29 protein-coding genes are annotated in these 26,673 nt (G+C 71.1%); 17 read left to right on the top strand and 12 right to left on the bottom strand.

Annotation, left to right across the window (positions count from 1 at the left end):
- Positions 1 to 7: 7 nt before the first annotated feature.
- A complete protein-coding gene (locus IE250_RS16550) occupies positions 8 to 913 on the bottom strand; it encodes a DMT family transporter (protein WP_229872528.1) in 906 nt (301 codons plus the stop codon).
- A gap of 144 nt (positions 914 to 1,057) precedes the next feature.
- Between IE250_RS16550 and IE250_RS16545 the strand changes: the two genes are divergently transcribed.
- Complete coding sequence (locus IE250_RS16545; protein ID WP_189670405.1) at positions 1,058 to 1,969, top strand: LysR family transcriptional regulator; 912 nt, start codon at positions 1,058 to 1,060, stop codon at positions 1,967 to 1,969.
- Between the two features lie 59 nt (positions 1,970 to 2,028).
- Positions 2,029 to 2,430 (top strand): FKBP-type peptidyl-prolyl cis-trans isomerase, encoded by a 402-nt coding sequence (locus tag IE250_RS16540; RefSeq protein ID WP_229872527.1) that lies wholly within the window; start codon positions 2,029 to 2,031, stop codon positions 2,428 to 2,430.
- Positions 2,431 to 2,495: 65 nt separating this feature from the next.
- Here the strand turns inward: IE250_RS16540 and IE250_RS16535 are convergent, their stop codons facing one another.
- Both IE250_RS16535 and IE250_RS16530 read right to left on the bottom strand, forming a co-directional pair.
- Positions 2,496 to 3,833 (bottom strand): class I SAM-dependent methyltransferase, encoded by a 1,338-nt coding sequence (locus tag IE250_RS16535; RefSeq protein WP_189670404.1) that lies wholly within the window; start codon positions 3,831 to 3,833, stop codon positions 2,496 to 2,498.
- On the bottom strand, positions 3,830 to 4,231 hold the full coding sequence (locus IE250_RS16530; RefSeq protein ID WP_189670403.1) for a DUF5997 family protein: 402 nt from the start codon (positions 4,229 to 4,231) through the stop codon (positions 3,830 to 3,832). The genes IE250_RS16535 and IE250_RS16530 overlap by 4 nt, the downstream gene beginning before the upstream one ends.
- Between IE250_RS16530 and IE250_RS24885 the strand changes: the two genes are divergently transcribed.
- From IE250_RS24885 to IE250_RS16515, 4 genes are all read left to right on the top strand, one after another.
- Positions 4,230 to 4,355, top strand: a complete 126-nt coding sequence (locus tag IE250_RS24885; protein WP_268247837.1) for a hypothetical protein — start codon at positions 4,230 to 4,232, stop codon at positions 4,353 to 4,355. The two genes, IE250_RS16530 and IE250_RS24885, sit on opposite strands and share 2 nt — an antisense overlap.
- Positions 4,356 to 4,364: 9 nt before the next feature.
- The gene (locus IE250_RS16525; RefSeq protein ID WP_189670402.1) at positions 4,365 to 5,399 is read left to right on the top strand and encodes a LysR family substrate-binding domain-containing protein; all 1,035 of its coding nucleotides are present in this window, start codon (positions 4,365 to 4,367) and stop codon (positions 5,397 to 5,399) included.
- A gap of 133 nt (positions 5,400 to 5,532) precedes the next feature.
- Entirely contained in the window at positions 5,533 to 6,198 is a 666-nt protein-coding gene (locus tag IE250_RS16520; RefSeq protein ID WP_189670401.1) for an LPXTG cell wall anchor domain-containing protein, read from the top strand.
- Between the two features lie 543 nt (positions 6,199 to 6,741).
- On the top strand, positions 6,742 to 7,542 hold the full coding sequence (locus tag IE250_RS16515; RefSeq protein ID WP_189670400.1) for a hypothetical protein: 801 nt from the start codon (positions 6,742 to 6,744) through the stop codon (positions 7,540 to 7,542).
- Between the two features lie 106 nt (positions 7,543 to 7,648).
- On the opposite strand, the gene IE250_RS16510 is transcribed toward IE250_RS16515, so the two are convergent.
- The 6 genes from IE250_RS16510 to IE250_RS16485 all read right to left on the bottom strand — a co-directional run bounded on the left by IE250_RS16510 (position 7,649) and on the right by IE250_RS16485 (position 15,796).
- Positions 7,649 to 9,823, bottom strand: coding sequence for an alpha-galactosidase (locus tag IE250_RS16510; protein ID WP_189670399.1), 2,175 nt, complete (start codon positions 9,821 to 9,823; stop codon positions 7,649 to 7,651).
- A gap of 68 nt (positions 9,824 to 9,891) precedes the next feature.
- Entirely contained in the window at positions 9,892 to 12,477 is a 2,586-nt protein-coding gene (locus IE250_RS16505) for a glycoside hydrolase family 2 protein (RefSeq protein ID WP_189670398.1), read from the bottom strand.
- Between the two features lie 122 nt (positions 12,478 to 12,599).
- Positions 12,600 to 13,202: a pentapeptide repeat-containing protein gene (locus IE250_RS16500; protein ID WP_189670397.1), complete on the bottom strand. Its 603-nt coding sequence runs from the start codon at positions 13,200 to 13,202 to the stop codon at positions 12,600 to 12,602.
- Between the two features lie 56 nt (positions 13,203 to 13,258).
- Positions 13,259 to 13,945 (bottom strand): peptide-methionine (S)-S-oxide reductase MsrA, encoded by a 687-nt coding sequence (msrA, locus tag IE250_RS16495; protein WP_189670396.1) that lies wholly within the window; start codon positions 13,943 to 13,945, stop codon positions 13,259 to 13,261.
- Between the two features lie 85 nt (positions 13,946 to 14,030).
- The gene (locus IE250_RS16490) at positions 14,031 to 14,798 is read right to left on the bottom strand and encodes a hypothetical protein (RefSeq protein ID WP_189670395.1); all 768 of its coding nucleotides are present in this window, start codon (positions 14,796 to 14,798) and stop codon (positions 14,031 to 14,033) included.
- Positions 14,795 to 15,796, bottom strand: coding sequence for a hypothetical protein (locus IE250_RS16485; RefSeq protein WP_189670394.1), 1,002 nt, complete (start codon positions 15,794 to 15,796; stop codon positions 14,795 to 14,797). Before IE250_RS16485 ends, IE250_RS16490 begins: the two co-directional genes overlap by 4 nt.
- Positions 15,797 to 15,930: 134 nt before the next feature.
- On the opposite strand from IE250_RS16485, the gene IE250_RS24880 reads away from it, so the two are divergent.
- The 8 genes from IE250_RS24880 to IE250_RS16450 all read left to right on the top strand — a co-directional run bounded on the left by IE250_RS24880 (position 15,931) and on the right by IE250_RS16450 (position 22,182).
- Positions 15,931 to 16,263, top strand: a complete 333-nt coding sequence (locus IE250_RS24880) for a metallophosphoesterase family protein (protein WP_268247836.1) — start codon at positions 15,931 to 15,933, stop codon at positions 16,261 to 16,263.
- 2 nt (positions 16,264 to 16,265) lie between these two features.
- Positions 16,266 to 16,691 carry a metallophosphoesterase family protein gene (locus IE250_RS24875; protein WP_268247835.1) on the top strand — a complete coding sequence of 142 codons (426 nt, stop codon included), beginning with the start codon at positions 16,266 to 16,268 and terminating at the stop codon, positions 16,689 to 16,691.
- 30 nt (positions 16,692 to 16,721) lie between these two features.
- The gene (locus tag IE250_RS16475; RefSeq protein ID WP_189670393.1) at positions 16,722 to 17,321 is read left to right on the top strand and encodes a YdeI/OmpD-associated family protein; all 600 of its coding nucleotides are present in this window, start codon (positions 16,722 to 16,724) and stop codon (positions 17,319 to 17,321) included.
- A gap of 174 nt (positions 17,322 to 17,495) precedes the next feature.
- Positions 17,496 to 18,758 (top strand): AI-2E family transporter, encoded by a 1,263-nt coding sequence (locus tag IE250_RS16470; protein ID WP_308434151.1) that lies wholly within the window; start codon positions 17,496 to 17,498, stop codon positions 18,756 to 18,758.
- Between the two features lie 38 nt (positions 18,759 to 18,796).
- A complete protein-coding gene (gene ilvA, locus IE250_RS16465) occupies positions 18,797 to 20,047 on the top strand; it encodes a threonine ammonia-lyase (protein WP_229872526.1) in 1,251 nt (416 codons plus the stop codon).
- Between the two features lie 109 nt (positions 20,048 to 20,156).
- Positions 20,157 to 20,534: a YciI family protein gene (locus IE250_RS16460; protein ID WP_189670390.1), complete on the top strand. Its 378-nt coding sequence runs from the start codon at positions 20,157 to 20,159 to the stop codon at positions 20,532 to 20,534.
- The gene (locus tag IE250_RS16455; protein ID WP_189670389.1) at positions 20,534 to 20,863 is read left to right on the top strand and encodes a YciI family protein; all 330 of its coding nucleotides are present in this window, start codon (positions 20,534 to 20,536) and stop codon (positions 20,861 to 20,863) included. The genes IE250_RS16460 and IE250_RS16455 overlap by 1 nt, the downstream gene beginning before the upstream one ends.
- A complete protein-coding gene (locus IE250_RS16450; RefSeq protein ID WP_189670388.1) occupies positions 20,860 to 22,182 on the top strand; it encodes an RNA polymerase sigma factor in 1,323 nt (440 codons plus the stop codon). The genes IE250_RS16455 and IE250_RS16450 overlap by 4 nt, the downstream gene beginning before the upstream one ends.
- Before the next feature lie 71 nt (positions 22,183 to 22,253).
- Here IE250_RS16450 and greA read toward each other — a convergent pair whose 3' ends face one another.
- Entirely contained in the window at positions 22,254 to 22,736 is a 483-nt protein-coding gene (greA, locus tag IE250_RS16445; RefSeq protein WP_189670387.1) for a transcription elongation factor GreA, read from the bottom strand.
- 205 nt (positions 22,737 to 22,941) lie between these two features.
- Positions 22,942 to 23,451 (bottom strand): DUF4307 domain-containing protein, encoded by a 510-nt coding sequence (locus IE250_RS16440; protein ID WP_189670386.1) that lies wholly within the window; start codon positions 23,449 to 23,451, stop codon positions 22,942 to 22,944.
- Between the two features lie 183 nt (positions 23,452 to 23,634).
- Here IE250_RS16440 and mca point away from each other — a divergent pair, with 183 nt between their 5' ends.
- From mca to IE250_RS16425, 3 genes are read left to right on the top strand one after another with little or no spacing between them, the layout of a single operon-like run.
- Entirely contained in the window at positions 23,635 to 24,522 is an 888-nt protein-coding gene (gene mca, locus IE250_RS16435) for a mycothiol conjugate amidase Mca (protein WP_189670692.1), read from the top strand.
- On the top strand, positions 24,519 to 24,938 hold the full coding sequence (locus IE250_RS16430) for a hypothetical protein (protein ID WP_189670385.1): 420 nt from the start codon (positions 24,519 to 24,521) through the stop codon (positions 24,936 to 24,938). Before mca ends, IE250_RS16430 begins: the two co-directional genes overlap by 4 nt.
- The gene (locus tag IE250_RS16425) at positions 24,931 to 25,800 is read left to right on the top strand and encodes a carbon-nitrogen hydrolase family protein (protein ID WP_229872525.1); all 870 of its coding nucleotides are present in this window, start codon (positions 24,931 to 24,933) and stop codon (positions 25,798 to 25,800) included. The genes IE250_RS16430 and IE250_RS16425 overlap by 8 nt, the downstream gene beginning before the upstream one ends.
- Here IE250_RS16425 and trhA read toward each other — a convergent pair.
- Positions 25,776 to 26,450: a PAQR family membrane homeostasis protein TrhA gene (trhA, locus tag IE250_RS16420; RefSeq protein WP_229872569.1), complete on the bottom strand. Its 675-nt coding sequence runs from the start codon at positions 26,448 to 26,450 to the stop codon at positions 25,776 to 25,778. The two genes, IE250_RS16425 and trhA, sit on opposite strands and share 25 nt — an antisense overlap.
- Positions 26,451 to 26,673: the final 223 nt, after the last annotated feature.

Below are 26,673 nucleotides of genomic sequence, written 5' to 3'. Positions count from 1 at the left end.
GTGTCGGTCAGCGCAGCCGCAGGGTCGCCACCAGCACGCCCGCCAGGCACAGGGTGCCGCCGATCAGGGCGACCGGCGTCGGGACCTCGCCGAGCAGCGCCCACGACATGAGCACCGCGAGCGGCGCGGCGGCGTAGGTCGCGGCGCCGAGCCGGCCTGCCGTCGTCCGGGTGAGGGCGAAGCCCCAGGTCACGAACGCGATGGCGGTGGGGAAGACGCCCAGGTAGACCACGCTCAGGGTGGCCGACGTCGGCGCTGCGGCGAGTTCCTCCAGGAGCACCGGTGTGAACGGGAGGCACGCGACCGTGCCGGCCAGGCAGCCCAGCCAGGTCATGGTCAGGGAGTCGACCTTCGGCAGCAGGCGCTTCTGCAGGATGGTGCTTCCGGCGTAGACCACGGCGGCGACCAGGCCCAGGGTGACGCTGATCCCGTCCGAGGCCCCGTTCGACGTGGCCAGCGCGATGCCGGCGACGCCGGCGAACGCGATGCCGATGCCCAGCAGGAGCCGCGCGGGGAAGCCCTCGCCGAGCGAGATCCCGGCGAACACCGCGATGAGGATGGGCGCGAGCCCGACAAGGAGGGAAGCGGTGCCGGCGTCGAGGGTGCGCTCGGCCGTGTTGAGGGCGAGGTTGTACAGCCCGAACCAGAGCACGCCCCAGACGACGACGCCCACCAGGGTCCGGCCGCGCGGCAGGCGCAGCTTGCCGGCCAGCCCGGCGATGACGGTGAGCGCCAGGGTGCCGACGAAGATCCGGCCCAGCGCCAGCGGACCCGGCGAGTAGTCGAAGCCGGCGGACCGGATCCCGATGAACGCCGACGCCCAGAGCACGACCGTCACCGCGGCGGCGGCCGGCACGAGGAAGCGGTTCAAGGTGGGTGGGGCGGGTGCGGCGGCCTCGGTGGACAGGGTCATACCCGGGACTCTGCCCGGCGCGGACGGCGAGGTCTGGCGGCTATCGGCCGTGGCGTTGGTCATGCTTCGATACTCGCCCCGGACACTGTGAAGCACCAGCGACTGTTTCTACATCTGGATTCAGTCTCGCTGTACAGTTGGCTCATGCTTGACGTCCACCGCCTCCGCGTCTTCCGCTCCGTCGTCGCCTCCGGATCGATCGGTGCCGCCGCGGCGAACCTCGGCTACACGCCCTCCGCCGTCAGTCAGCACGTCTCAGCGCTCCAGCGGGAGACCGGGCTCAAGCTGCTGGCCCGGCACGGCCGCGGCATCCGGCCCACCGCCGCGGGGCGCGCCCTGGCCGCCCAGGCCGACGGGGTGCTCGAACGGCTCGGCGAGGCCGAGTCCATGGTCGCCGACCTGCGCGCCGGCCGTACCGGCTCGCTCTCCGTCGCCTATTTCGCGTCCGTCGGCTCGGCCTGGCTGCCCGACGTCGTGCGTACCGTCACCACGCAGTTTCCCGGGGTGCGGCTGGACCTGGAGCTGGCCGAGCTCATCCCGGACAAGACCGAGGACCGGGCCGACCTGCAGGTGGTCGTGGCGCAGACCGGGTTCGACCCCGGGAGCGGCTTCACCGCGTACCACCTCCTCGACGACCCGTACGTCGTCGTCCTCCCGCGGAGCCACCGGCTGGCCGACCGCGAAGAGATCGAGCTCGCCGAGCTCGCGGACGAGTCCTGGGTCGACAACGACTTCGCGCGCGGCTGGTGCCGCCGCAACCTCCTGGAGGCGTGCACGGCTGCAGGGTTCAGCCCGACGTTCCACGTCGAGGCGCACGACTACCCGACTGCTGTCGCGTTCGTCGAGGCAGGGATCGGCATGACCGTGCTGCCGGAGCTCGGCACCGTCCAGCTCCCGCGCGGTACCGTCGCCGTGCCCGTGGTGCGCCCCACCCCGGTGCGCTCGATCTACGCGGTGCTGCAGGACGCCGTCGCGCACACGCCGCCCGCGATGGCGGCCCTGGAGGCGCTGCGGCAGGCAGCCGTCGCTTCGCGGGCAGCCGTGGTCGCCGCTTAGGGTGGGCAGGTACCGACGCCGGGGGAATCCGGCGTCACCCCGAGCGAGAGGTAATCCTCGTGACCACGCTTCCTACCGCCTCCGGCACCTTCGGTGACAAGCCGGAGCTGACCTTCCCCGAGGGTGGCGCACCCGCCGGCCTGCAGGTGCAGGTGCTCGCCGAGGGCAACGGTCCGGTCGTCGAGTCCGGGCGCACCATCGTGGTGAACTACCTGGGCCAGACCTGGGGCGGCCACGTCTTCGACAACTCGTACGACCGCGGCACGACCATCGACTTTCCGATCGGCGTCGGCGCCGTCATCGGTGGCTGGGACAAGGGCATGGTGGGCCAGAACGTCGGCTCGCGCCTGCTGCTGTCGATCCCGCCGGAGCACGGCTACGGCGCGCGCGGCGTGCCGCAGGCCGGCATCGGCGGCGGCGACACCCTCGTTTTCGTCGTGGACGTCGTCGACGTCAAGTGACCGTTCCCCCGAGGTAGTCGTCTGGCGAGGTAGTCACCCACGTGGGTGACTACCTCGCTGCATGACTACCTCGGCGACTGGGCTTTCCGCAGGCTCCGGGTCACGGTGAACTTAGGGCTCTGGGCCACGTGCTCCGTCGGCCCGACGGCGCGTTCCAGCGCGCGGCGGTAGTGCAGGCCCGTGTTGAAGACGGTCCACAGCTCGCCGCCGTCGCGCAGGATGCGGCCCGCCGTGGCGAACATACGGTGCGCAGCGTCCGTGCTCAGCGCCGCACGGTCGTGGAACGGCGGGTTGAGCAGCACCAGGTCGGCCGAGTCGTCGAGGAGCGAGGCGCCGGCGTCGTCGCGCACGACTGTGGCCTCGGCGCTGTTGGCGGCGAGCGTGGCCCGCGCCGAGGCGCAGGCCGCCGCGCTCTGGTCCGTCGCGATCACCTGCGCTCCGGGGAACCGCAGCGCCACGACGGTGGCGAGGATTCCGGTGCCGCAGCCGAGGTCGACGGCGACCGGGCGCGCGCCGGCGTCGGGCGCGTCGGTGCTGGGCGCCGCGTCCGCGTGCTGCGGGTCAGACCTGGCGGTCACCCGGATGACCTGTGGGTCTGACAGGTCCGGCCAGCGGTCCGCCTGCGCCAGCAGGAACCGCGTGCCGAGGTCGAGCGTGGCGCCCGCGAAGGCGGCGCCGTGCGCGACGACGGTGAGGCCCGAGGCCGATCCGCGTAGCGGGGCGAGCGCATCCAGGACCTCCCCGTCGGTGAGGTGGGCCGTGACGGGATAGGTGAGCGGCCCGACGTCGGCTCGCGGCTCGCGTGCACTCAGCAGCCGCGACTTCTGCCGGGCGAGCGACGCGCTGACGTGCGCGAAGGACGCGCCGAGCACGTCATTCATCCCGTGCGTCATGTGCTTCACCCGGCCGCCGGCGAGCAGTGTCACGGCGGGGTCGGCGTGCCGGGCCACGTGCTCGGCGATCTCGGTCAGCTCCGCCAGCGACGTCGGTAGCTGGAGCAGCACGAGCCGCGCGCCCGCCAGCAGCGCAGGCCCGAGCTCGTCGTGCCGGGTCCACTCGAGTCGGGTCGGTTCGGGCGAGGCGGGTAGGTTCGCGGCGGCTCGTTGGTGCCCGGCCAGCGTCTGGGCCACGCGCGCGGAGTTGGCGTCCAACGCCGCCTCGGCCGCGCTCGGGTCCTGGTGCACGCGGATACCGCGGGCGCCGAGCGCGAGGGCGCCCAGTGTGAGGGCCCCAAACCGGTCGCCGATCACCACCACCTGATCCGGGGTCCGCTCGATCAGTGCGGCGGCCTCGTCGAGGAGGAGCCGGTCGGTCGCGTCGACGGCGACGGGGCCGTCGGCGCGGGAGCCGTCCTCGGGGTAGGGGCGCAGCTGCGCGAGGACGGCGTCGGCCTCGGGGTTCACCGCGCGGAGCGTGCCTTCTTCTCCGCTGCCTTGCGGGCCTCCTCGATGCGCTCCTCCTCGGCGCGCACCTGTGCGGCGACCTCGCGCTCCTGGGCCAGCCACTCCGGCGGGTTGTCGCGCAGCTCGTTGATCTGGTCGGTGGTCAGCGGCTCGGTGATACCGCCGCGGGCCAGCCCGGCGATCGAGATGCCGAGGCGACCCGCGACCACCGGCCGCGGGTGCGGTCCGTTGCGACGCAGCTCGGCCAGCCACTCGGGCGGGTTCGTCTCCAGCTCCTCCAGCTCCGCGCGCGTGATCGGGGTGTCCTGGAACTCCTGCGGTGTGGCAGGCAGGTAGACGCCGAGTCGCTTGGCGGCGTTGGACGGCTTGAACCGCTGCGAGGCGAAGGAGGAACTCATGTTCCCAGGGTATCGGCGTGCGCCCACCGCGCTCTCCACGGTGGACGTGATCCTCGCCGCTCGGGCCGTCGCGGCGCCGACAGCGGCCCGAGGACGGGCCACCGTCGTGGTTCCAGGCCCGTAGCCTTGGAGCGTGAGCCAGCCCGTGCCCGACGTCGGACCGCCCGCCCCGGGCGCCGACCTCGCCGACCTCCCTATCGCCGATGCAGCGGACCCGACCGCCGAGGCGGCGGACGCAGCGGATCCGACGGACGTCGATGGCGTGGACGACGCCTCGCCCGTCACGGATGGCGCGCCGGCCGACGTCGACCCGGACCTGCCGCGCTTCCGCCTCGCCTACGTGCCCGGCGCCACGCCCGGGAAGTGGGCGACCGTGTGGCACGAGCGGCTGCCCGACGTGCGCCTCGAGCTGGTGCAGCTCGAGGCTGCCGCTGTCGGCCCGGCGCTGGAGGCCGGCGAGGCCGACGCCGCGATCGGCCGGCTCCCGGTGGACAAGGACGTGTTCTCCGCGATCCCGCTCTACGAGGAGACGTCGGTGGTGTGCTTCTCGAGAGACCACCTGCTCGCCGCCCTCGCTGAGGACGAGGCCGTGTCCAGCGCCGATATCGCCGAGGATCCCGTCTGGGTTCCCGCGGACGACGTCCTCTTCGCCGCCCACCCGGTCCCCGGGACCGTCCCCGCCGATCCCGACGGCAACGCCCTGGACCCGCTCGCGACAACGGCCGACGTCGTCGCGACCGTGGCCGCGAACGTGGGGGTCGCGGTGCTGCCGATGTCGCTCGCGCGGCTGCACCGCCGCAAGGACGTGACCTACCGTCCGCTCCTGGACGGGCCGATGGCGCCGGTGGGTCTGGTCTGGCCCATCGACCGCACCACGGACCTGGTCGAGGAACTGATCGGCATCGTTCGTGGACGCACGGTCAACAGCTCACGTGGCAGGGGCGGCCCGTCCTCTCGCCCGACCCCGGATGGCGCCTCGGACGGGGGAACTGACAACAAAAGGGCGAACTCTGGGGTGAAGAACTCGGCAAAGGGCGTGCCCGGCGGGGCCAAGGGACGCTCCGGTGGGGGTCGCAGCGGTACAAAGGCAGGTACTCGTGGGGGTGTTCAACGGGGCAAGGGTGCCCGTCCGGCGCCCAAGGCGAAGAAAAAGGGCAAAGGCCGGTAGGGCGGGATACAAGGATATGTAAGATATTTCGGTAAGATAACGCATATTGGCGATCTGCGACATTGTGGCTACGCTCCGGGATGTCGTGTCCGATGTCGGACACGGGACCTATCCCGTTTCGAAGGAGCGCTCAGTGCGCAAGATGACCGTCTTGGGAGCAACCGCGCTCCTCATCGCCGGCCTCGTGGGCTCGCCGGCTGCTGCATTCGCCGCGCCGATCGCTGGCGCTCCCGTCTCGACCACGGGCGACTACGTATCGACCGACTCGATCGCGGGCAGCTCCGAGTCGACCTGTCCGAAGGACGGCAAGGTTGACGTCGACGGCGAGCAGGCCTCCTTGGTCGTCACCGCCGAGCCCGGCTACCTCATCACCGGGTACTGCGTGAAGGCGGGGTCGGACAAGCAGGGCAACGGCCCCGAGAACTACGTCGTGGACCCGCCTGCCGCCGAGGTGACGATCACGCACTCGTCCGGCAAGGCGATCAGCCACTACACGCTGATCACAGTCGAGACCGAGCCGACGCCGTCGCCGAGCCCTTCCGTGCCGAGTGGTTCGCCGAGCCCGGAGCCGAGCAGCTCCGAGCCCGCCGTCGAGCCGTCCGGGAGCACCGAGCCGACCGACGGGTCGACCGTTCCGGGCGAGGAGCTCGACGGTGAGGAGTCCGTCGAGGAGGAGCCCGAGGTTCTCGCCAGCACCGGCGCCAGCACTGCGATCGGCTTCACGCTCATCGCGCTTGCCCTCGTGGGCGGTGGCGTCACCCTGATCGTGCTTCGTCGCAAGGGCGTGCTGGGTAGCTGATCCAGTCGCCACCGAGCGACCGCAGGTAGAGCGGGCGTCCGGCGGGCCTTCCTTCCCTTGAGCTTCGGCTCGGGACGGAAAGCCTGCCGGGCGCCCGCTCTGCTTTAGGGTGAATTCCCTTTGGGTGGATTCCCTTTGGGGTGAATTCTTTGGGGTGAATTGCTATGTCGCGGGTGAACTTCTTTCGATTGCCAGGGTGAACTTCTTGTCCGTACCGATTTCCCTCCGATCGGGTTAATAAACGTTTGCCCGCTGGGTTTGGTGGAATCGAGCCGGCGTGGCCGTGCGGAGATTATCTGACGCGGTCTCAGGGGTGATTCTTTGATTGAAACCATGCAACGCCGCGCGGGCGCAGGGCGGTGGACGGGAGGCCGATCTCATTACCGCTGGTCCGGGCCATTTTATGCACATGAGCGCTGGTCAGGGCACCGCCTGACGGGGAATGGGTGAATTCGAGACGGGTCGGCCACGCTTTCACCCGAAACGCAGCTGTGCCGGATGATTGGCCGTTCGACCCCGTTCTGGGTGAATTCTTGGGGGCGAATGGATATGTCCCTTTTGATTCCATTGCATGGACTCTCCGACGGATTTACCGTCAAGGTGACAGATGCGCCGCACCTCCCTTTGGGGCGGGCCCCTACCAGGCAAAGGAACACCACAATGAAACGCTTATTCGCGCTGGGAGCCGCTGTGCTCTTGGCGCTTGGTCTCTACGGCACGGCAGCGGCCATCGCCAGCGCGTCTTCGGTCGCAACGGCCGTCAACGAGCAGGTCTGTCCCGGGGACAAGGTCGACGTGACGGGCAACCAAACTTCCGTCACCGTCACAGCCCCCGAGGGTATGGTCATCGTCGGCTACTGCGTGAAGGCGGGATCTGAGAACCAGGGAGACGGCCCCGTCACGGTGACGCTCCCAGAGCCGGTCACGACAGTGACGATCACCTACCCAGGCGGCAAGGACATCAGCCACTACACCGTGTTCTTCGAGAAGGCACCGAAGCCGACGCCTTCGCCGACGCCGACGCCGACCGAGAAGCCGACGCCTTCGCCGACGCCGACGCCGACCGAGAAGCCGACGCCTTCGCCGACGCCGACGCCGACCGAGAAGCCGACGCCGCCGCCGACCGAGAAGCCGACTCCCGGACCCACCGGTCCTGCCGGTCCTGCCGGTCCTGCCGGCCCTGCCGGCCCTGCCGGTCCTGCCGGTCCTGCCGGTCCTGCGGCCGCGCCGTCTGAGCTCGCTTCGACGGGCCCGGCAGAGGCGATCGGCTACAGCATGCTCGCGCTTGCCCTGCTCGGAGGTGGCGCAGCACTCATCGTCCTGGCCAAGCGGCGGCTCGCCTGAGCCCCGCTGAAGTAGGGCGAGACAGAGAACAAGGGCGAGGCAGAACCGAACTCCGGTTCTGTCTCGCCCTGGTTCTACTTCGCTGCGGGTCCGGGTTCCCCCGGTTCTAGCTCGCCGAGGTGGCCGTCACCTGGATGATGAGCGCCTGCATCGGCCACAGCGTCGGCAGCTGCAGCCCGACGCCTGTCAGCACCGAGCCCGGCATGTCCACCGGGTCCTTGCTCAGCCAGGCGGGCGTAACCCAGCCGTTCCACCTCGCGGAGCCGACCTCGTCGCGGACCCGCACGCTGTATCGCAGGGTGGGGTCCAGCCCGTCGAGCCGGATCCGCTCGGGCGCCGCGTCCAGCGGTGACGCAACGGTAGCGATGGTCCACATCCCTGCCGTCCGGTCGGGCGACACGAAGCCCGTGACGCGCAGCGCCGGGTCCACCGTGTCGGCGTGCACGACGGTGCCGGTATGCACGAGGGTCCGGAGCTCCTTGTAGAGCGCGGCGTACGCCGCGACGGCGACCAGCTCGTCGTCCGTGCACGTCAGCAGGTCCCACTCGAACCCGGCGTGGCCCTGCAACGCCGTTGCCACTCGGTAGGACAGGTCGGTGGTCCGCCCCGACGAGTGCGACGGTGACGGCCCCACATGCGCCCCGACCAGCTCGGGCGGCAGCACGAGCGACGTCCACCGCTGGATGTCCTGCCGCTCCACGGGGTCGTTGGAGTCTGAGGCCCAGACCCGGTCGGTGACCTCCAGGATCCCCAGGTCGGTACGCGCGCCGCCCGAGGAGCACGACTCGATCTCCAGCCCCGGGTGGTCCGCCTTGAGCCGTGCGATCAGCGCGTACGCGGCGAGGGTCTGCACGTGGGTACCTGGCCGCGCGACGCCGTCCGGACCCACGTGAACGGGTTCGACCAGGTCGCGGTTGTGGTCCCACTTGATGAAGTTGATACCCAGCTCCGTCACCAGGGCCGAGATCTGGGAGCGCAGGTGTTCCCACGCGTCGCCGTTGGCAAGGTCCAGCACATACTGCGTGCGGAACGACAGCCCGTCGGGCGACGGCACGGCGGCCGGGTTCGACAGGATCCAGTCCGGGTGAGCGCGTGCCAGGTCGGAGTCGAGGTTGACCATCTCGGGCTCGAACCACAGCCCGAACTCCATCCCCAGCTCGTGCACCAGGCCGGCGAGCGGGCCCAGTCCCTCGGGCCAGACGTCGGTGTCCACCACCCAGTCGCCCAGCCCGGCCGTGTCGTCGCGCCGGGAGTGGAACCAGCCGTCGTCGAGCACAAAGCGCTCCACGCCCACCGCGGCGGCGCGCCGCGCGAGCCGCTGCAGCTTGCGCGGCGAGTGGTCGAAGTACACGGCCTCCCACGTGTTCAGCACGAGCGGCCGTGGGCTTGTCACGTGCTGCGGACGCGCCCGCATCCAGGTGTGGAACCGGTCCGCGACGCCGTCCAGGCCAGCCGGCGACCAGGCGAAGTACGCGACCGGCGCGCGGTAGGTCTCGCCCTGCGCCAGCCGGAGCTCGCCCGGCCGCACCAGCTCGCCCGCCCCGAGGAGCGTGGTGTGCTCGGTGAGGTGGTCGACGCGGTGCGTCACGTCGGCGCTCCACCCCAGGTGGGTGGCCCACACCTCGCCGGTCCGGTTGCTCGGTGTGCCCGACGACGCCACGGTCACCCAGGGCGCGTCGTGTCCTGACCGCCCGCGGCGGGTCTGTCGGGCCGTGCTGCCGCCCGGCATGGCCGTGGTGACCGGAGCCTTCTCGCGGGACCAGCGGCCGGTGAACTGGGTCAGGTGGTCCGCGGACCTCGGCACGGGCAGCGTGGCCTCGAGCCAGTGCACGTCCACCAGGCCGGGACCGTCGTTGGTGAGCTCGTGCCACAGCAGCACCAGGCCGCCCGCGCCGATCTCCAGGTGCGACCGCAGCGTGAGCCCCAGGTTCGTGTCCCGGGCGGTGACCGTCAGGTCAGCGGTGTCACGCTCCGCCTCGATGACGGTCCACCGGGGGAAGAGCGGAACGCCGTCCGACACCATGAGCAAGCCTGGCCGGCCCGCCCAGCCGTCCGCCTCCTGCGGCACCAGCGACGGCCGCCAGGCCGAGTCGAGGGTGCCGGGCGCCGTCTGCCGGCTGGTGGCCGAGTCGAGGCCCTGCAGGTCGGCGGGCGAGAGCTCGCCCAGGTCGGGACCCCAGTGGAGCACCAGCGGCAGGCCCTTCTCGGGATGCGCCACAACCACGGCGACGCCGTCCCGTCGCAGTACTGACCAGCTCGAACCCTCGTCGGTCCCGTTCATCGTGCCGTCCTTCCGCCCCCGTTGGACCACACCGTACGCGTGGTCACTGACATGAAATCCGCTAGACCCTAGCCCGCCGAGGGCACGAGGTCGTTCTCGGTACGCAGCACCGGCCGGGAAGCCAGCGCCTCCGGGTCGAGGCCCTGGCTCGTCACGTGAAACACCGTCGTCGTCCCGGCCGGGAGGTCGACCACCTGCTCGTCCACCTGGGCGTCCGGGTCGAGCCGGTCGGGCAGCAGCGTCACGCCGAGCGCCAGCGACGTCGCCGTCACGTCCACGCGGTAGCCGCCCTCCTCCGCGACCACCGTGGTCCGCACCGGGGCAGGATCGAGCGCGAGGTCCTTGCTCTCCGCCCACCGATGCAGCCCGCGTGCCCCGCCGAAAGTCACGACCAGTACCTCGTTCGCCGCGTCGCCGACGTCGGCGACGGTGCCCTCGAGCGGTACCAGCGTCACCGACCGCGGAGCCACCGCCACCTCGCTGCCCGACGTCGCCAGCACGTCACCGCCCAGGGTCGTCCGGGCCGCATCCACCTGCCCTGTCCACGGCTCGTCGGTGTCGTTCACGAGGGCCGCGACCAGCCCGGCGCCGCGCGGCTGCACCGTCACGATCCGGTCGGCGAACGCGTGCTTCAGCGCGTACCAGAGCGGCTTGCGCCTGCCGTCGCCGTCGACGGCGGCCCAGGACGTCACGGGCCAGCAGTCGTTCAGCTGCCACACGATCGCGCCCGCGGTGCGCGGCCACCACGACCGGTAGTGCTCCACGGCGTACTGGATCGCGCGCGCCTGGTTGAGCTGCGTGGCCCAGTGCCAGTCGACGAAGCCCTCTGGGACGTCCAGGTGCGCGGCGAGGCCGCCGTCGAGCTTGAGGTTGCCGTGCTCCGCCTTCTGGTGGAGCAGGAAGACCTCGGACTCCTTGAACCCGGGCGGGATCTCGACAGGCTCGACCACCGAGTCCCCTTGAGGAAGGATGGCGCGCCGCATCGTCGCCCACGTCGCCGGGCCCTGGAAACCGAACTCCGACGGGAACCGCGGCACGTCGTCGCGGTAGTGCGTGTAGTCGATCCGGTTCCAGACGTCCCACTGGTGGTGGGTGCCGTGGTTCGGGTCGTTCGGGTGCATCTCCTCGGGGGCGAAGCCGGGGGAGTAGGGCGAGCCGTCCGCGTAGGGACGGGTCGGGTCGATCTCGGCCAGGACCTTCGGGAAGAGCTCGTAGTAGTAGCCGGCGCCCCAGGTGAGGTCGCCCAGCGGCTCCTTCCAGCCCCAGTCCTCGTGGCCCCAGATGTTCTCGTTGCCGCCGTTCCACAGCACGAGCGACGGGTGCGGTGCCAGGCGGGCCGCGTTCTCCCGCAGCTCGGCCTCGAGCTCGCCCCAGTGCGGGTCCTCCTCCGGGTAGGCGGCGCAGGCGAGCAGGATGTCCTGCCAGACCATGACGCCCTTCTCGTCGCAGACGTCGTAGAAGTCGTCCGACTCGTAGATGCCGCCGCCCCACACCCGCAGCAGGTTGAGGTTCGCGCCGCGCGCCTGGTCGATGCGCCGTTCGAGGCGTTCGCGCGTGATGCGGGTCAGGAGATGGTCGTCCGGGATCCAGTTGGCCCCGCGCGCGAAGACGTGCTTGCCGTTGACGACGAACGTGAAGCTCGTCCCCTGCTCGTCGGGCGTGGTGTCGACGACGACGTTGCGGAAACCGACCCGTCCGTCCCAGGAGTCGAGTGGTTCTGAGCGGTCCTCACCGTTCCCCGCGTAGAGCCTCACCTCGACCGGGTACAGGGGCTGCTCGCCGTGCCCCGCCGGCCACCAGAGCTCCGGGTCGGGCAGGTGCACGCGCACGTGTGTCGTGCCCGACGCCGAGGCCGGGAGGAACGTGCTGACCCCGCGTCCGCTCTGCCCGCCGACGGAGACGTCAAGGGTCAGCGGTACCGGCTCGCCCAGCCCCGACCGCTCGATCTCCACGTGCACGTCCACGACGCCGGTGCGGCGGCCCTCGGCGTCGGAGACCGAGCTGCCGGGAGCGACTACCTCGTCGTCCGACAGGGCGACGTCCCCTGGGACGACGGTGACCAGCGGCGTTACCCGGACCAGGCGCGCCACGCGCCAGCGCTGCACCCGGACCGGCTTCCACAGGCCCGCCGTCTGCAGGTCCGGTCCCCAGTCCCAGCCGAAGGAGCAGGCCATCTTGCGGACCATGTTGAACGGCTGGTCGTAGGCCATCGGACGCGTGCCGAGGCGCAGCGCCTCGGCCGCGGCGGCCTCGAGCGCGGAGTCGAGGTCGACGACGAGGTCGGCGGGCGCACCGACCAGCGACCGCACGTCGTACCGGTAGGAACGATGCATGTTCGCGGTGCGCCCCAGCTCGACGCCGCCCAGCGAGATGCCCGCGACGGTGTCGACCCCCTCGAAGAGCAGGTCGACGCGCTCGTCGGACGCCGCCGCCGGCTCGTCGAGGACCGTCGCGTACCGCCAGGTGGCGCGTTTCATCCAGGCGAGCGAGGTCTCGTTGGTGCCGAGATACGGGTCGGGGATCAGGTCGCGGTCCAGGAGCGCGGTGTGGCTCGTACCGGGGACGGTCGCGGGAACTTCGATCCCGGCGAGATCTGCGGGGACGGGGCCACCGGTGGCCGTCAGGTTCCACTCGGTCAGTTCGCGGCTGATCATCATCGATCCTCGTCCCTCGAGAGCACGTGCCCGGTACACGTGCAAGCGGACCCGAGCATAGGGCCGGGCGCCGACTCGGATCGAACCGATATCACGGCCGTCTGCGCGGGCTTTCGCAACGCTCAGTCGGGCCGGACCACCAGGCCGAGGGTCTCGGCCAGCATGATCGCCTGAGCCTCGCCGACCACGGCACCCGTGAGGCTCGCCGAGAGCGGGTCGAGCGTCGACAGGTCGCTTCCGCGCAGGTCGGCATTCGTCAGGTCCGCCTGCTCGAGGTCTGCGCCGGACAGGTCGCAGCCGACCAGGACGATACCGGTCGCCTTGATCCCGGCCAGGTCGGCCTCACGGAAGCGGACGCCGTCGAACTGCGCGCCCGCCAGCGCGGCGCGGTGCAGGTCGGTGAAGGACCAGTTGCCGCCCTCGACCTTGAGCAGGTCGAACCGGCAGTCGGCGAACTGAGAGCCCACGAGCTTGCAGCGTTCCAGCGTCGCGTCGAAGAACACGCACGCGTCGAACACGCACGACGTGAACGCGAACTCCGTGAGGTGCGCGCTGTTGAAGCGCACGCCGCGGAACACGCACGAGTCGAACGTGGCGCCCGTCCCCGAGGCCTCCGTCATGTCCACGTCAGTGAACAACGTGGCCATGTGGTCCTCGCCGGACAGGTCGCGGCTGTACCAGTCCTCGTTGGCCACGGAGAGCTCGGTGGCGGGCATCCGAATCATGCGGCCGACCCTACGGCGTCACACTGACACTGCCTGCTGGCCGGCCGGAACCGGCGTCAGGCGGCGTCCGGGAACGGGACACCCGTGGTCGCGTGGCAGCGGTAGCCGTGCGGGTTCTTGGCGTCGGACAGGTACTGCTGGTGGTAGTCCTCGGCGTAGTAGAACGGTCCGGCCTCGGCGGCGGGCGCGAGCTCCGTGGTGATCGCGTCGTACCCCTTGGCGCTGAGCACCTCGGCGTAGCGGGTGGCCGTCTCCTGCGCGGCCTTCGCCTGCTCCGGCGTCGTCCAGTAGATCGCCGAGCGGTACTGCGTGCCGACGTCGTTCCCCTGGCGGAAGCCCTGCGTGGGGTCGTGCCGCTCCCAGAAGATCTTGAGCAGCTCGGCCTCGGTGACCTTGTTCGGGTCGTAAGCCACGAGCGCGGTCTCCGTGTGGCCGGTCCGGGCGGTGCAGACCTCCTCGTACGTCGGGTTCGGCGTGGTCCCGCCCATGTAGCCGACGGCGGTGCTCACCACGCCGGGGACCTGCCAGTAGATCTCCTCCGCGCCCCAGAAACAGCCCATCGCCAGGTACAGGACACGCGTGCCGGGCTCCCACGGCCCAGTGATCGACGAGCCGAGCACGGTGTGCGGCTTCGGGTTCTGCAGCACCGGCGCGGAACGGCCGGGCAGGGCCTGCTCGGGCGCGACCATGGTGGTCTTCGTGGAACCGGAGCCAGGGCCGAAGAGGGAGTTCAGGAACGCCATCGGACACATCCTTAAGGTCTGCTTCGTGCGACAGCACGTTTGCCCATTGCAACGCGAACGGGTGCGGAGGTGTTCCGGCGCTGTGCTACTCCGGCCGGGGTATGAGTTTTTGCACCAGTAGGCGCACACGTGCCTGCGTTGCGGGCACCGGAGAGGCTCGTCGTGCGCCCGGTGCGCCAGCGGTGCCGAAGAACTTATGCAGGTATGCCGCGGCGTCACGCCCGCTCACACGGGCCGGCCAGTCGTCGGCTTCGAGTCCGGCGCTTTCCGCGGACTCGAGAAGTCGCCAGACGTCGACGGCGTCTCTGTCCGTGAGTCGTTCCCGGTATGCGTACGACTTGAGGATGAGCGCAGCGCGTACATCGGGAAGTAGCAGGGCCAGCTCGACGGTGCTTCCCGTGCTCAAGTGGGCAACCAGGACCACCTTCGTGGCAGGTAGAGCGAGTGCGAGCGACAAGCCAGGCACAGCGTCGACGACTAATGAGCCATGCTCCTGGTTGGCCACGTGCTTGCCCCCATACGACGGGACGAGGACATCGATGACACGTCGCTCGTCTGGGTCGTCACGGACGAACCGGCTGCCGTCCTCCTGGGTGTAACCAAGTTGCGACAAGGCCTCGGGCAAGCGCGGATCGGCGCACACCGGAATGGGCACCCCCATGTCCGCGTCCGCGGTCTCTCGTGCAGGAACACGGTCTGCAACTCCATGGAGGTGGGTCAGGAGCGTCGTCGCGATCCCGCCGACCAGGCGGTACTCGATATCGAGCAATGTGCTGATCGTTGTGACGTCGGCTGCTGCGAGCCAGGCACCGTCGGTGGCAACCGACGGTGAAGCCAGCCGGAGGGTGGTCATGGTGGGCTTCCTTGTGCCGTGAGGTGTCTTCGAAGGGCGAGCGCGGCATCGTCGTGCCCCTGACGTACGAGGTCGATCCACACGCGCCATGCGGGAAGCATCGAGTCGCCATTCTCCGCACGCGTAGCCGACTTCAGGAGATATGGGTCGTCGGAGATGGCGAGAAACAGGTTCGCTGCACTCGCAGTGGTCGGGGTGGCGCCGGTCTCCTGGAGGTCGATCGGCGCTCCTGCCCAGATCCAGGCGGTGAAGGGCCGAGCCCAGGGCGCGACCGAGTCGGCTGCGACGTCGCCGCCGACAGCGTGTTCGATGCCCCGCTCCGTCAGATGCGCTGTGACACGCCGCGCGGCAGTCACCGGCGCGTCGAGAGTTAGCCACGAAGTAGCGATTCTCGGCCGCCATGGGTACCGGGCAAGGATCCAATCGGCGAGTTCGTCGGGCGACCTCGCTTCCCATCCGGCTTGGGTGCGGCGAACGGCGTTGTCGAGGTCCCGCAAGGCCTGGCTGACGCGTGGCTGAGTTACTCCGATCCGCCGGGCCAGGGTGCGCTGGGAGACGTTGGGAGTCTCGAGGAGTTCGAACGCCAGGGCGTACGTCGCCCAGGGAACACGCCCCGGGCGTCTACTCGGTTCGGGCTCGGTGACGGGATCTGCCAGGTCCTGCCGCCCCGCGGCGGAGAACAGGAAGCCTGTGACGTCGCTGCCCGGCGAAGGGGGAACGATGAGCAGCGACACGTTCTCGTCCAGTGCGGCCCGGCTGACCCCGGGGCTCGCGGAAGGCACTATGACCAAGAGCGAGACGCCCAACTCCCGTGCCGCTGCGGCGTGACGGCGCATCCCTTCCGGCCGGATCGGGGCAGGGAAGACTTTCGCTCGGTAGGCGGTCATCGGCCAGTCGGCGCCCGCAAGCACGATGTCGGCGCCGCTGTCTGGTGGCGGTGCGGAGACGACTATTCCCAGTCGATCGGCGATCGTAGACCAGGGTTCGGTGATAAGCATCAGACGCCTTTCCTGCTTAATGCTTATATCCTAGGTCACCTCGCTGGGTGGTGCACGACATGTCGCTCGTCCTGAGTTTCTGCCATCCGCAGAACCGGGTGGCACCGTCGGGCCGCGCAAGCCATTGTCGGCAGATGAGCAGCGAGGTCGGTGCGGTAGCGGTCCTGTCGGACATCCATGGGGTGCTCCCCGTGCTCGAGGCCGTGCTCGCGGAGCCCGACGTGACCGCGGCGGACCGCGTAGTCGTCACGGGCGACCACGCCGCCGGGCCGCAGCCCATCGAGGTCCTGGACCGCCTCCGGTCGTTGGGGGAGCGGGCGTTGCTGGTGCGCGGGAACGCGGACCGCGAGCTCGTGTCCCTCGCCGGCGGCGGAGATACGGCCATCCCCGATCCGGTCGCGCCCTGGGCGGGCTGCGGCCCGACGACGTCGCGCTGCTCGCCGGCCTGCCGTACCCGGCCGAGCTGACGGTGCGCGGGTTCGGGCGCGTCGTGTTCTGCCACGCCACCCCGCGCGACGACGAGGAGGTGGTGCTCGTCGACTCCTCCCTGGAACGCTGGGCAGAGGTGCTCGACGGGCTCGACCCCTCCGTCACGACGGTCGTCATGGGCCACACCCACATGCCGTTCCTACGGCTCGTCGACCGGCGCATCTGCGTCAATCCCGGCAGCGTCGGAATGCCGTACGGCCGCGCGGGCGGGTCCTGGGCGCTCCTGCGGGACGGCCAGGTCGAGCTGCGGCACACACCGGTCGACGTCGAGGCGGCCGTGGCTGCCGTCGCCGCCGGCAGCGCGTATCCCGGCGCGGAGGAGTGGGCGCGCGCGTACGTGACGTCGGCCAACAGCGACGCGGACGCGCTGCGGGCGTTCGCGCCCCGCGACGGGCGGCGTCTGTGACTGTCGGTGTCCCGGCGTAGCGTCCTGTCCATGGCCGATACAGACCCCGAGGTCCTGCTCACCGACCCCGCCGCCTGGCGCGCCTGGCTCGACGAGCACGAGTCGACGTCGAACGGCGTCTGGGTGATCCTCGCAAAGAAGGGCAAGGACTCACCGACGAGCCTGACCCGCGACGCGGCGCTCGAGGAGGCGTTGTGCAGCGGATGGATCGACGCGCAGTCCCGTGGTCGTGACGACACCACCTCTCTGCAGCGATACTGCCCCCGCCGGTCGCGTAGCCGCTGGTCGGCGCGCAACGTGCGGCTCGTGGAACGCCTGATCGCGGAAGGTCGTATGCGGCCCCGCGGCCGGGAGGAGATCGAGAAGGCGAAGGCCGACGGCCGCTGGGACGCCGCGTACGAGGGCAGCAAGGACATCGAGGTGCCGCCCGACCTCGCCGAGGCGCTCGCGGCCAGCCCGCGCGCGACAGAGATGTTCGGGATCCTCACCGCCCAGAACCGGTTCGCGATCCTGTTCCGGATCACGGGCGTCAAGAAGCCGGAGACCCGGGCGCGGAACATCGCCAGGTTCGTCGCGATGCTGGAGCAGGGCGAGACGGTTTACCCGCAGAAGCGGAAGCTGGACGTCTGAGCCCGGACGTCCCCTCGACCAGGGCCTCGCGCGCATGGTGAGCGCTCTGGAGCATGCGACGGGCGGCCCGACATCTGTCGGATCGGTGTGCGCGCGGTGCACCTTCAGTGCGACGCGCGGGCAGGTCGGCGGGGTATCGGCGGGGTGTCGGTGTGCTCGCCTAGGGTGGTGCCCGTGTCGCAGACCCAGGAGAAAAGCGTGATGTCGAGCCAGACCACCGCGCCGCCCACCGACAACTCGGGGGCGGTCCCGCCAGCCATCCGCGCGGCCGCCTCCTGGTCGTGGCGCGTGCTGCTCATCGGGGCGTTCATCGCCGCCGCGTTGTGGCTCCTCTCGCTGCTCAAGACGATCGTGATCCCCGTGGCGGTGGCACTGCTGCTCACGATCATGCTGACGCCGGTACGGCGCCTGCTGAACGAGCGGTTGCGCCTGCCGCGCGGGCTGTCCGCCGGCCTCTCTCTGATCGGCCTGATCGTGGTGGTCGCGGGCCTGGTCACCCTCGCCGGGCAGTCGATCGCGAGCGGGTTCGCCGACCTGCAGACGCAGGCGGTCAGCGGCTTCAACGAGCTGTGGGCGCAGCTCTCGGCGCAGTTCGGGCTGGAGAACGAGCTGCGGAGCTACAGCGAGGACATCCTCGACCAGCTCGAGAGCCAGCAGGGCGCCATCGTGAGCGGCGCTCTCGGCGCCGCCGCCACCGCGGGCAACGTGCTGGTCGGGACCCTGATCGCGCTGTTCTGCACGTTCTTCTTCCTGCACGACCCGCGCGGCATCTGGGGCTGGGTCGTCGGCCTGCTCCCGCAGTCCTCCCGCGAGCGGGTGAACCAGGCCGGCCGTCGCGGCGCCGTCACGCTGGCGGCCTACACCCGTACGCAGATCCTCGTCGCCGCCGTGGACGCCGTCGGCATCGGGATCGGCGCGGTGTTCTTCGTCCCGTCGCTCGCGCTGCCGATCGGCATCCTGGTGTTCGTCGGTTCGTTCGTGCCGATGGTCGGTGCGATCGTCACGGGCGCCATCGCGGTGGTCGTCGTGCTCGTGTCGAACGGCTGGGTCGCCGCCCTCATCATGCTCGGCGTGGTGCTGCTGGTGCAGCAGGTCGAGTCGCACGCGCTGCAGCCGTTCCTCATGGGCCAGGCCGTCTCGCTGCACCCGGTCGCGGTGATCCTCGCCGTGGCCGCCGGATCGTTCGCCGCCGGCATCGTCGGTGCCCTGTTCGCGGTGCCGCTCGCGGCCCTGCTGAACACGGTGATCCTGTACCTCAACGGGCACGACAAGTTTCCTGAGCTCGGTGACGAGGACGCCCTGCCGATCCGGTGGCGCGCAGCGGACGCACCGCCCATCCGGCTGCGCCGCGCCCCCGGTGTGCTGGCCGAGGGCGCCGTCGAGGACGTCGGTATCGACGGGGACGGCGTCACGCCGGATGGTGATCCGGCCCGCTGAACGTGCATCTGGGCGCGTAGTCGGGCAACATGCGCGCTGTGCCCTTGGATCCGTTCGACCTGGAGTCCTACGGCGGCCACCTCACGGTGACCGCCGACGACGCCAGGGCTGCCGCCGACCTGCTCGACGGTGTCATCACCCGTACGCCCGTCACCGAGAGCCGAGCGCTCTCCACGATCGCGGGTACGAAAGTGCTGCTCAAGTGCGAGAACTTGCAGCGCGCCGGGTCGTTCAAGGTACGCGGCGCATACGTGCGGCTCGCGCGCCTGACGCCCGCTGAACGAGAGCGGGGCGTGGTGGCGGCCTCGGCCGGGAACCACGCGCAGGGCGTCGCGCTCGCCGCCGGGATGCTCGGCATCGACACCGTCGTCTACATGCCGGTCGACGCGGCCCTGCCCAAGGTCGCCGCGACCCGTGGGTACGGCGCGGAGGTACGGATGGTGGGCTCGTCCGTGGACGAGGCGCTCTCCGCCGCACGCGTCGAGGCAGCCCGGTCCGGACGGGTGCTCATCCACCCCTTCGACCACGTCGACGTCGTGGCGGGCCAGGGCACCGTCGCCCTGGAGATCCTGCAGCAGGTGCCGGACGTCGCCACCGTCGTCGTGCCGCTGGGCGGCGGCGGGCTGGTGGCCGGGATCGCCGCCGTGCTGGCCGAGGTCGCACCGCACGTAAAGGTTGTCGGCGTGCAGGCGGCGTCCGCCGCGGCGTACCCGGGCTCGCTGCAGGCCGGCAGGCCGCTGGCGAGCAAGCTCGGCAGCACCATGGCCGACGGCATCGCGGTGGGCCTTCCGGGCGACGTGCCGTTCGGGATAGTGCAGAAGCAGGGCGTCGAGGTCAGGACCGTCACCGAGGACCAGCTCTCGCGCGGCCTGCTCACGGTGCTGGAACGCTCGAAGCTGCTCGTCGAGCCCGCCGGCGCGGCGGCTGTCGCCGGAATCATGGCCGCCGGGCCCGGCGCGTTCCAGGGGCCGGTCGTCGCGGTGCTGTCGGGCGGGAACATCGACCCGCTCGTGCTGCTCCGCGTGGTGCAGCACGGCCTCGTCGCGGCCGGGCGGTACCTGAAGCTGCAGGTGCGGCTGATGGACAAGCCGGGCGCGCTCGCCCGGCTCGTGGAGACCATCGCCGCCGTCGGCGCCAACATCGTGGCCGTCGACCACACGCGCACCGACGTCTCGCTCTCGGTGTCCGAGGTGTGGGTCAACCTGCAGCTCGAGACCAAGGGCGCCGAGCACCGCGCCGCCGTCGTGGAGCGGCTGGAGTCCGAGGGCTACGAGGTCGGCGCGGTGTGAGTCGCGGTCCGGGTGTCGTGCGGGCGCACCCCCGTTCGTCGTCAGGATGACGCGGCCACCCCGGCCGCGCGACCATGACACCTCAGGACCCCCCGGAAGGGAACACACCATGCGTTACCTCATGCTCGTCCTGTCCACCCCAGACGCCCCGGCGGAGCCGGTGAACGTGCCCGAGATCGAGGACTGGGTGCGGGACACCTACGGCACCGGCCGAGCGATTCTCGGCGACCGGCTGCGCCCGCCCGCCGATGCCGTCGGCGTGCAGGTCCGTTCCGGCGAGGTGGTCGTCACCGACGGCCCGTTCTCGGAGACGAAAGAGGTGATCGCCGGCTTCGACATCCTGGATGCGCCCGACCTCGACGAGGCCATCCGGATCGCCGCCGCACACCCGATGGCCCACACGGGCGCGGTCGAGCTGCGCCCGTTCTGGCCGCTGGAGCTCGACGGCGACGCCGCGGCCGCGGGGTCCGACGCCGAGGCGCGCTGATGCGCTACCTCATGCTCGTCATCGAGCCAGACGTCCCCGACCGAGGGCCGACGCCCGAGACCGAGACCTGGGTCGCGGAGCAGGATGCCTCCGGCGCGCGAGTCCTGGGATCGCGGCTCCGCCCGGGCGCCGACGTCCGCCGCGTGACGTTGCGGGAGGGCGAGATCGTCGTGACGGACGGGCCCTTCTCGGAGTCGAAAGAAGTCATCAGCGGGTTCGACATCATCGAGGCAGCGAGCCCCGAGGAGGCGCTCGCGATAGCGGCCGCGTCCCCGGGAGCGCGGAACGCGACCGTCGAGGTGCATCCGTTCTGGCCGACGGAACCGTGACCGACGTCGGGCAGGCCGTCACGGCCGCCTTCCGCGACGAGTGGGGCCGCGTGCTCGCGGCCGTCGCGCGCAGCACCGGCGACCTCGACCTCGCGGAGGACTGCGCGCAGGAGGCGTTCGCCGTCGCGCTGCGTACCTGGCAGCGCGACGGCGTCCCCGATCGCCCGGGCGCGTGGCTCACCACGACGGCGCGCAACCGAGCGCTGGACCGGCTGCGGCGGCGCAAGGTCGAGGCGGAGAAGGTGGCGGTATCGGCGCGGCTGACCGAGCGGCTCGACCCGGACGCCGCCGACCCGGCGTCCGAGGCGGCCGACGCCGTGGACGCCGGCACCGGCTGGGCCGGCGTCGAACCGGAGGACCCCGACGGCGACCTGCTGCGGCTGGTCTTCACCTGCTGCCACCCGGCCCTGCCGCTGGAGGGGCGGGTGGCGCTCACCCTGCGTTCCCTCACCGGCATGACGACGGCGCAGGTCGCGCGGGCCTTCCTGGTGCCGGAGACGACCATGGCCCAGCGCCTGACCCGGGCCAAGCGCAAGATCCGGACCACCGGCATCGCGTTCCGGGTGCCGCCGCCCGAGCTGCTGCGCGAGCGCGTCTCCGCGGTGCTCGCCGTGCTGTACGTGCTCTTCACCGAGGGCTACGACGCGTGGGCGGAGCCCGCCGACGACGTCGCAGGAGCCGAGGAGCGCCGGGCCCTGGCCGACGACGCCGTGCGTGTCGCCCGGCTGGTCGCCCGACTGCTGCCCGACGAGCCGGAGGCGCGCGGGCTGCTCTCGCTGCTGCTGCTCCAGCACGCCCGGCGTCTGGCCCGCCTGGGTGCAGCGCCCGACGTGGCGCCGCGGACCCTGGAGGAGCAGGACCGCTCGCTCTGGCGGCACGACGAGATCGCCGACGGACTGACGGTGCTCGACGACGCGCTCGCAGCCCGCCGTGCCGGGCCGTACCAGGTGCAGGCGGCGATTGCAGCGCTGCACGCGCGGGCGGCGTCGGCCGACGAGACTGACTGGGCCGAGATCGCCGCCCTCTACGACGTCCTGGTGGACATGACGCGCTCGCCCGTTGTGGCGCTCAACCGGGCGGTCGCGGTGGGGATGCTCCGGGGGCCCGAGGCGGGCCTGGCCGAGCTCGACGACGTCGCTTCCGCACCCGAGCTGGCGGCCTACCACCTGCTCCCGGCGATGCGGGCCGATCTGCTGCGGCGCGCCGGCCGGCCGGTCGAGGCGGCGGCGGAGTACCGGCGCGCCCTCGAACAGGTGGACCGGGAGGGGGACCGCAGGCTCCTGAGCCGGCGGCTCGCTGCGCTGAGGACAGCGAAGTAGAGCGCCTGTCCCGTCCGGTCCCGGATGGACCGGGTCGAACGGGGACAGGCGCTGTGCGGCGCGTTGCCCGGTCAGCCCTGGAAGGGCTTCGCGCCCGTGATCTCCACGGGGATGTCGCGCCCGTTGGGCGCGTGGTAGCTCGTCTTCGCGCCGATCGACTTCCCGTCGATCGCGGCGCCCAGCGGCGACGTCGGCGAGTAGACGTCGAGGTCCGTGGACCCGGCCATCTCGCGCGAGCCGAAAAGGAAGTTCATCTCGTCGCCGGCGACTATCGCGGTCACGACCATGCCCGGCTCGACCCTGCCGTCGTCGGCCGGCGTGCCGACCTGGACGTTGCGGAGCTTCTCGGTCAGCTCGAGGATGCGGGCCTCGTTCTTTCCCTGCTCCTCGCGCGCCGCGTGATATCCGCCGTTCTCCTTGAGGTCGCCCTCGTCGCGGGCAGCGGCGATGCGCTCGGTGATCTCCGCCCGGTAGGGGCCGGAGAGATGCTCCAGCTCAGCCTTGAGCTTGTCGTGCGCCTCCTGGGTGAGCCAGGTGACAGAAGCGTCGGCCACGGGGGCTCTCCTTTCGTCGTTGCTCGGTCGAGCCACAGTTACGGCAGCGCGCAGGGCCCGGCCGACGGAGCCGATCGGGCACGCGCGTCAGCCGGACAACACAGCGTGTGAAACGACGAGAATACCAATTGCCGGGAAAGACTTGCCAAGACATACCCGGGTTCCGCTCTGAGCGGACGTCGCGCCCACCTCCGGGGGCTGGGTCTCAGCGCAGGTCGCAGTGGTCGACGACGCCGGTGGTCGCGAGCTCCGTCGTGGCGATCGTCACGGTGTGGCGCGTGGTGCGGCTGTCGTCCGGGCCCACCTCGACGTCGACCGCGCCGACCTCGGCAAAGCTCTGGCTCAGGGCGGTCACGGTGCACACGGCCTCCGTCCCCGGCGGCATGCTGACGTCGAACGTCACGTCGACCTGTTCGGGACTCACCACGGAGAACCCGACGTCGGCGTAGGTCACGGGATCGCGCTGGGTGTCGACGATCGTGAACCACGCGGCGGTGGCGACACCTGCCGCCAGGGCCACGGCGACAGCGATCCGGGCGCCGACCGAGAGCTTGGGCCGGGGGCGGATGTCGTCGCCCTCCTCCCACGGGTCGTCCTGCCCGGGCAGACCTCCGGGCTTGTGCGATCCGGTCCTCGCGCGGCCGTAGCGCTCGGCGAGGCTCGGGGCCGGTGCGTTCGAGCTGCCGGTCGGGACGGCAGGGTCTGGGTCGGTCATCACGGCTCGCTCGGATCGGAGGTGTCAGTGGTTCGTAGCAAGATTGTCCGTGGACCATCATGGTCCATGTGAGCGATTGTCCCCTGGGGCGCCTCAAGCCCCAAGTCAGGTCGCCGCACGCCACTCAGTCTCATCCCACAGGAGGACCCAGTGCCCGTACCCGAGCGCGAGCCGCTCCGTCTGATGGCGGTGCACGCGCACCCCGACGACGAGTCGAGCAAGGGGGCCGCGACGACGGCCCGCTACGCCGCAGAGGGGGTGGAGGTCCTCGTCGTGACGTGCACCGGGGGCGAACGGGGCGACATCCTGAACCCGTCGTTCGAGGTGCCCGAGGGCTACGAGTTCGAGTCGATCGAGGGGCGCCGCGCCGTGCGCCGGCTGGAGATGGCCCGGGCCGCCGAGGCACTGGGCGTGCGCCAGCAGTGGCTCGGCTTCGTGGACTCGGGCCTGCCGGAGGGCGACCCGCTGCCCCCGCTCCCTGAGGGCTGCTTCGCGCTGGTGCCGCTGGAGGAGGCCGCGGCCCCGCTGGTGCGGGCGGTGCGTGAGTTCCGGCCGCACGTCATCACTACGTACGACCCGTCGGGCGGGTACCCGCACCCCGACCACATCAAGTGCCACGACGTGTCGTTCGAGGCGTTCGCCGCGGCGGGCGACCCGGACCGCTACCCCGGCACGGGCGAGCCGTGGCAGCCGCTCAAGCTGTACTACGACCACGGCTACTCGATGAACCGCATCCGCGCCGTGCACGAGGCCATCGAGGGCGCCGGGCTGGAGTCGCCGTTCGGCGAGTGGGTCGCCTCGCGTGACGCGCGCGAGATCCCGGAGCGTCCCGTGACCACGCTGGTACCGGTGGCCGACTACTTCCCGAACCGGGACGCCGCCCTGACGGCGCACGCCTCGCAGATCGACCCGAAGGGGTTCTTCTTCGCGGTACCCCGCGATCTCGAGGTCGACGTGTGGCCGTGGGAGGAGTTCGAGCTCGCGGAGTCCCGGGTGCCGCTGCCCGAGCGGGCCGCCGGCGAGTACGAGGACGACCTGTTCGAGGGCATCCGGTCGGAGGTCCGGGCATGAGCCCGCTGATGGCCGGTGCGATCGCTCTCGCGACCGACCCGGCGCCGAACCCCACCGAGAACCAGCTCCGCCCGGGCCTGGAGGAGTGGCAGGTCTCGCCGGGGCTGATCGGGTTCGTCATCACGTTCGCGCTCGCTGTCGCGTGCGTGCTGCTGTTCCTGAACATGAGCAAGCACCTGCGCCGCGCCGGGCACAACGCCCGCGAGCAGGGCCTCGCGGTCCCCACCCCGGACGTCATCGGCTTCCGCCGGCAGGATGGTGAGTCCGCCCGTACCGACGATTCCAAGGGGTCCGACGCCGCAGGCGCTTCCGACTCCGGCGGCTCATCGCCGGACGGAGGCGGCTCCGGCGGCTCATCGCCCGACGGCGGCAGCTCCTCCGGTGGCAGCGGCAGCGACGGCGGCTCAGGTGGCTGACGCGGCCGAGGCGGACACCGCACCCGGCGTGGTGCGGGTGACGGTCGCCCAGGTGGCCGTCACCGACGACCACGCGGCCAACCGCCAGACGGTGCTCGACGCGTTCAAGGTGGCGGAGCGGGTCCGGGCGAACCTGCTGGTGCTGCCGGAGTATGCGTCGGCCTACGACCCGCACGGCGTGGGTCCGGAGCACGCGGAGCCGCTCGACGGGCCGTTCGTCACGCTGCTGCGGTCCAGGGCCCGCAAGCATGGGATCGCCGCGATCGCCGGTGTCACGCTGCCGGGCTCGGACGGCGTCCGTTCGGTGAACGCGCTCGTCGTGGTCGACCGCGCCGGTGAGCTCGCCGGCGTCTACCGCAAGGTGCACCTGTACGACGCGTTCGGGTACCAGGAGTCCGAGCTGCTCGAGCCCGGTCCCGCAGACGCAGACCCGGTCACCCTGCACCTGGGCGGGCTCACCTTCGGGGTGCTGACCTGCTACGACCTCCGGTTCCCGGAGTCGGCCCGCCGGGTGGTCGACGCCGGTGCGGACGTCCTGGTGTATCCGGCCGCCTGGGTCGCGGGCCCGCTCAAGGCCGACCACTGGCGCACGCTGCTCCAGGCACGGGCGATCGAGAACACCGCGGTGGTGATCGGCGTCGGCATGACGGGCGCGGGCCTGACCGGCCGCACGCTGCTGGTCGGCCCGGACGGCGTCGTCGGGCTGGAGATGGGTGAGGAACCGGCCTACCGCACGGTCGACCTGGACCCGGCGCCGCTCGCGGCGGTCCGCAAGACGAACCCGTCGCTGGCGAACCGCCGCTACGCGGTGGTGCCCACCGGCGAGGGTCCGGGCGGTCAGATCGCGAGGTTGGCCAGGTAGATCGCGACCAGGTGGCACGCGAACCCGAGCACGGTGAACACGTGGAAGATCTCGTGGAAGCCGAACCAGGCGGGGCTGGGGTCGGGCTTCTTCGTGCCGTAGACGATCGCGCCGAGGGTGTAGGCGACGCCGCCCGCCAGGATGAGCCATACGACCGCCGGGCCACCGACGGCCCAGAACTGGCCCATGTAGGCGACGGCGACCCAGCCGAGCGCGAGGTAGACCGGCACGTAGACCCAGCGGGGTGCGTTGAGCCAGAAGATGCGGGCCAGCAGCCCGAGCAGAGCGCCGCCCCACACCAGCGCGAGCAGCACCGTTCCCTGGCTCCTGGGCAGGAGCAGTACCGCGAGCGGCGTGTAGGTGCCCGCGATGATCAGAAAGATGTTGGTGTGGTCGAGGCGCCGCAGCACGGCGTCGGTCCGGGGCGACCAGCTGCCGCGGTGGTACACCGCGGAGACGCCGAACAGCAGGCAGGCGCTCAGGCCGAACACGGACGCTGACACCTTGCCCTGCACGGTCGGCGCCAGCGCGATGAGCACGATGCTGGCGGCGAGGGCGAGCGGGAACGTGCCCGCGTGGATCCACCCGCGCAGCCGCGGCTTGATCTTCTTCTCGACCGTCGTGGCCACCGAGGCCGAGATGTCCTGCACGACGTCGGTAGCCTTCTCTCGCGCGTCGTCGATCCGGTCAGCGATCTTGTCCGTGACCGCGCCCTCGCCCGTGACCTCGTTCAGGCGGCCGGCCGAGTGGTCCGGCTCGTCCGGGTGAGCTCGCACGCTGGTCTCCTTCTACGTCGACAACCGGTGCCCTCTTGGTGCTGCCGGGCACTACCTACGGTTGCGTAACTTACTCTACCGTAGGTTCGGAGATCGC

The organism is Promicromonospora soli (assembly GCF_014653785.1).
In the GTDB taxonomy this organism is placed as follows: domain Bacteria; phylum Actinomycetota; class Actinomycetes; order Actinomycetales; family Cellulomonadaceae; genus Promicromonospora; species Promicromonospora soli.
Note: the sequence above shows the minus strand (reverse complement) of the source record. Positions and strands in the feature narration are given on the sequence as shown.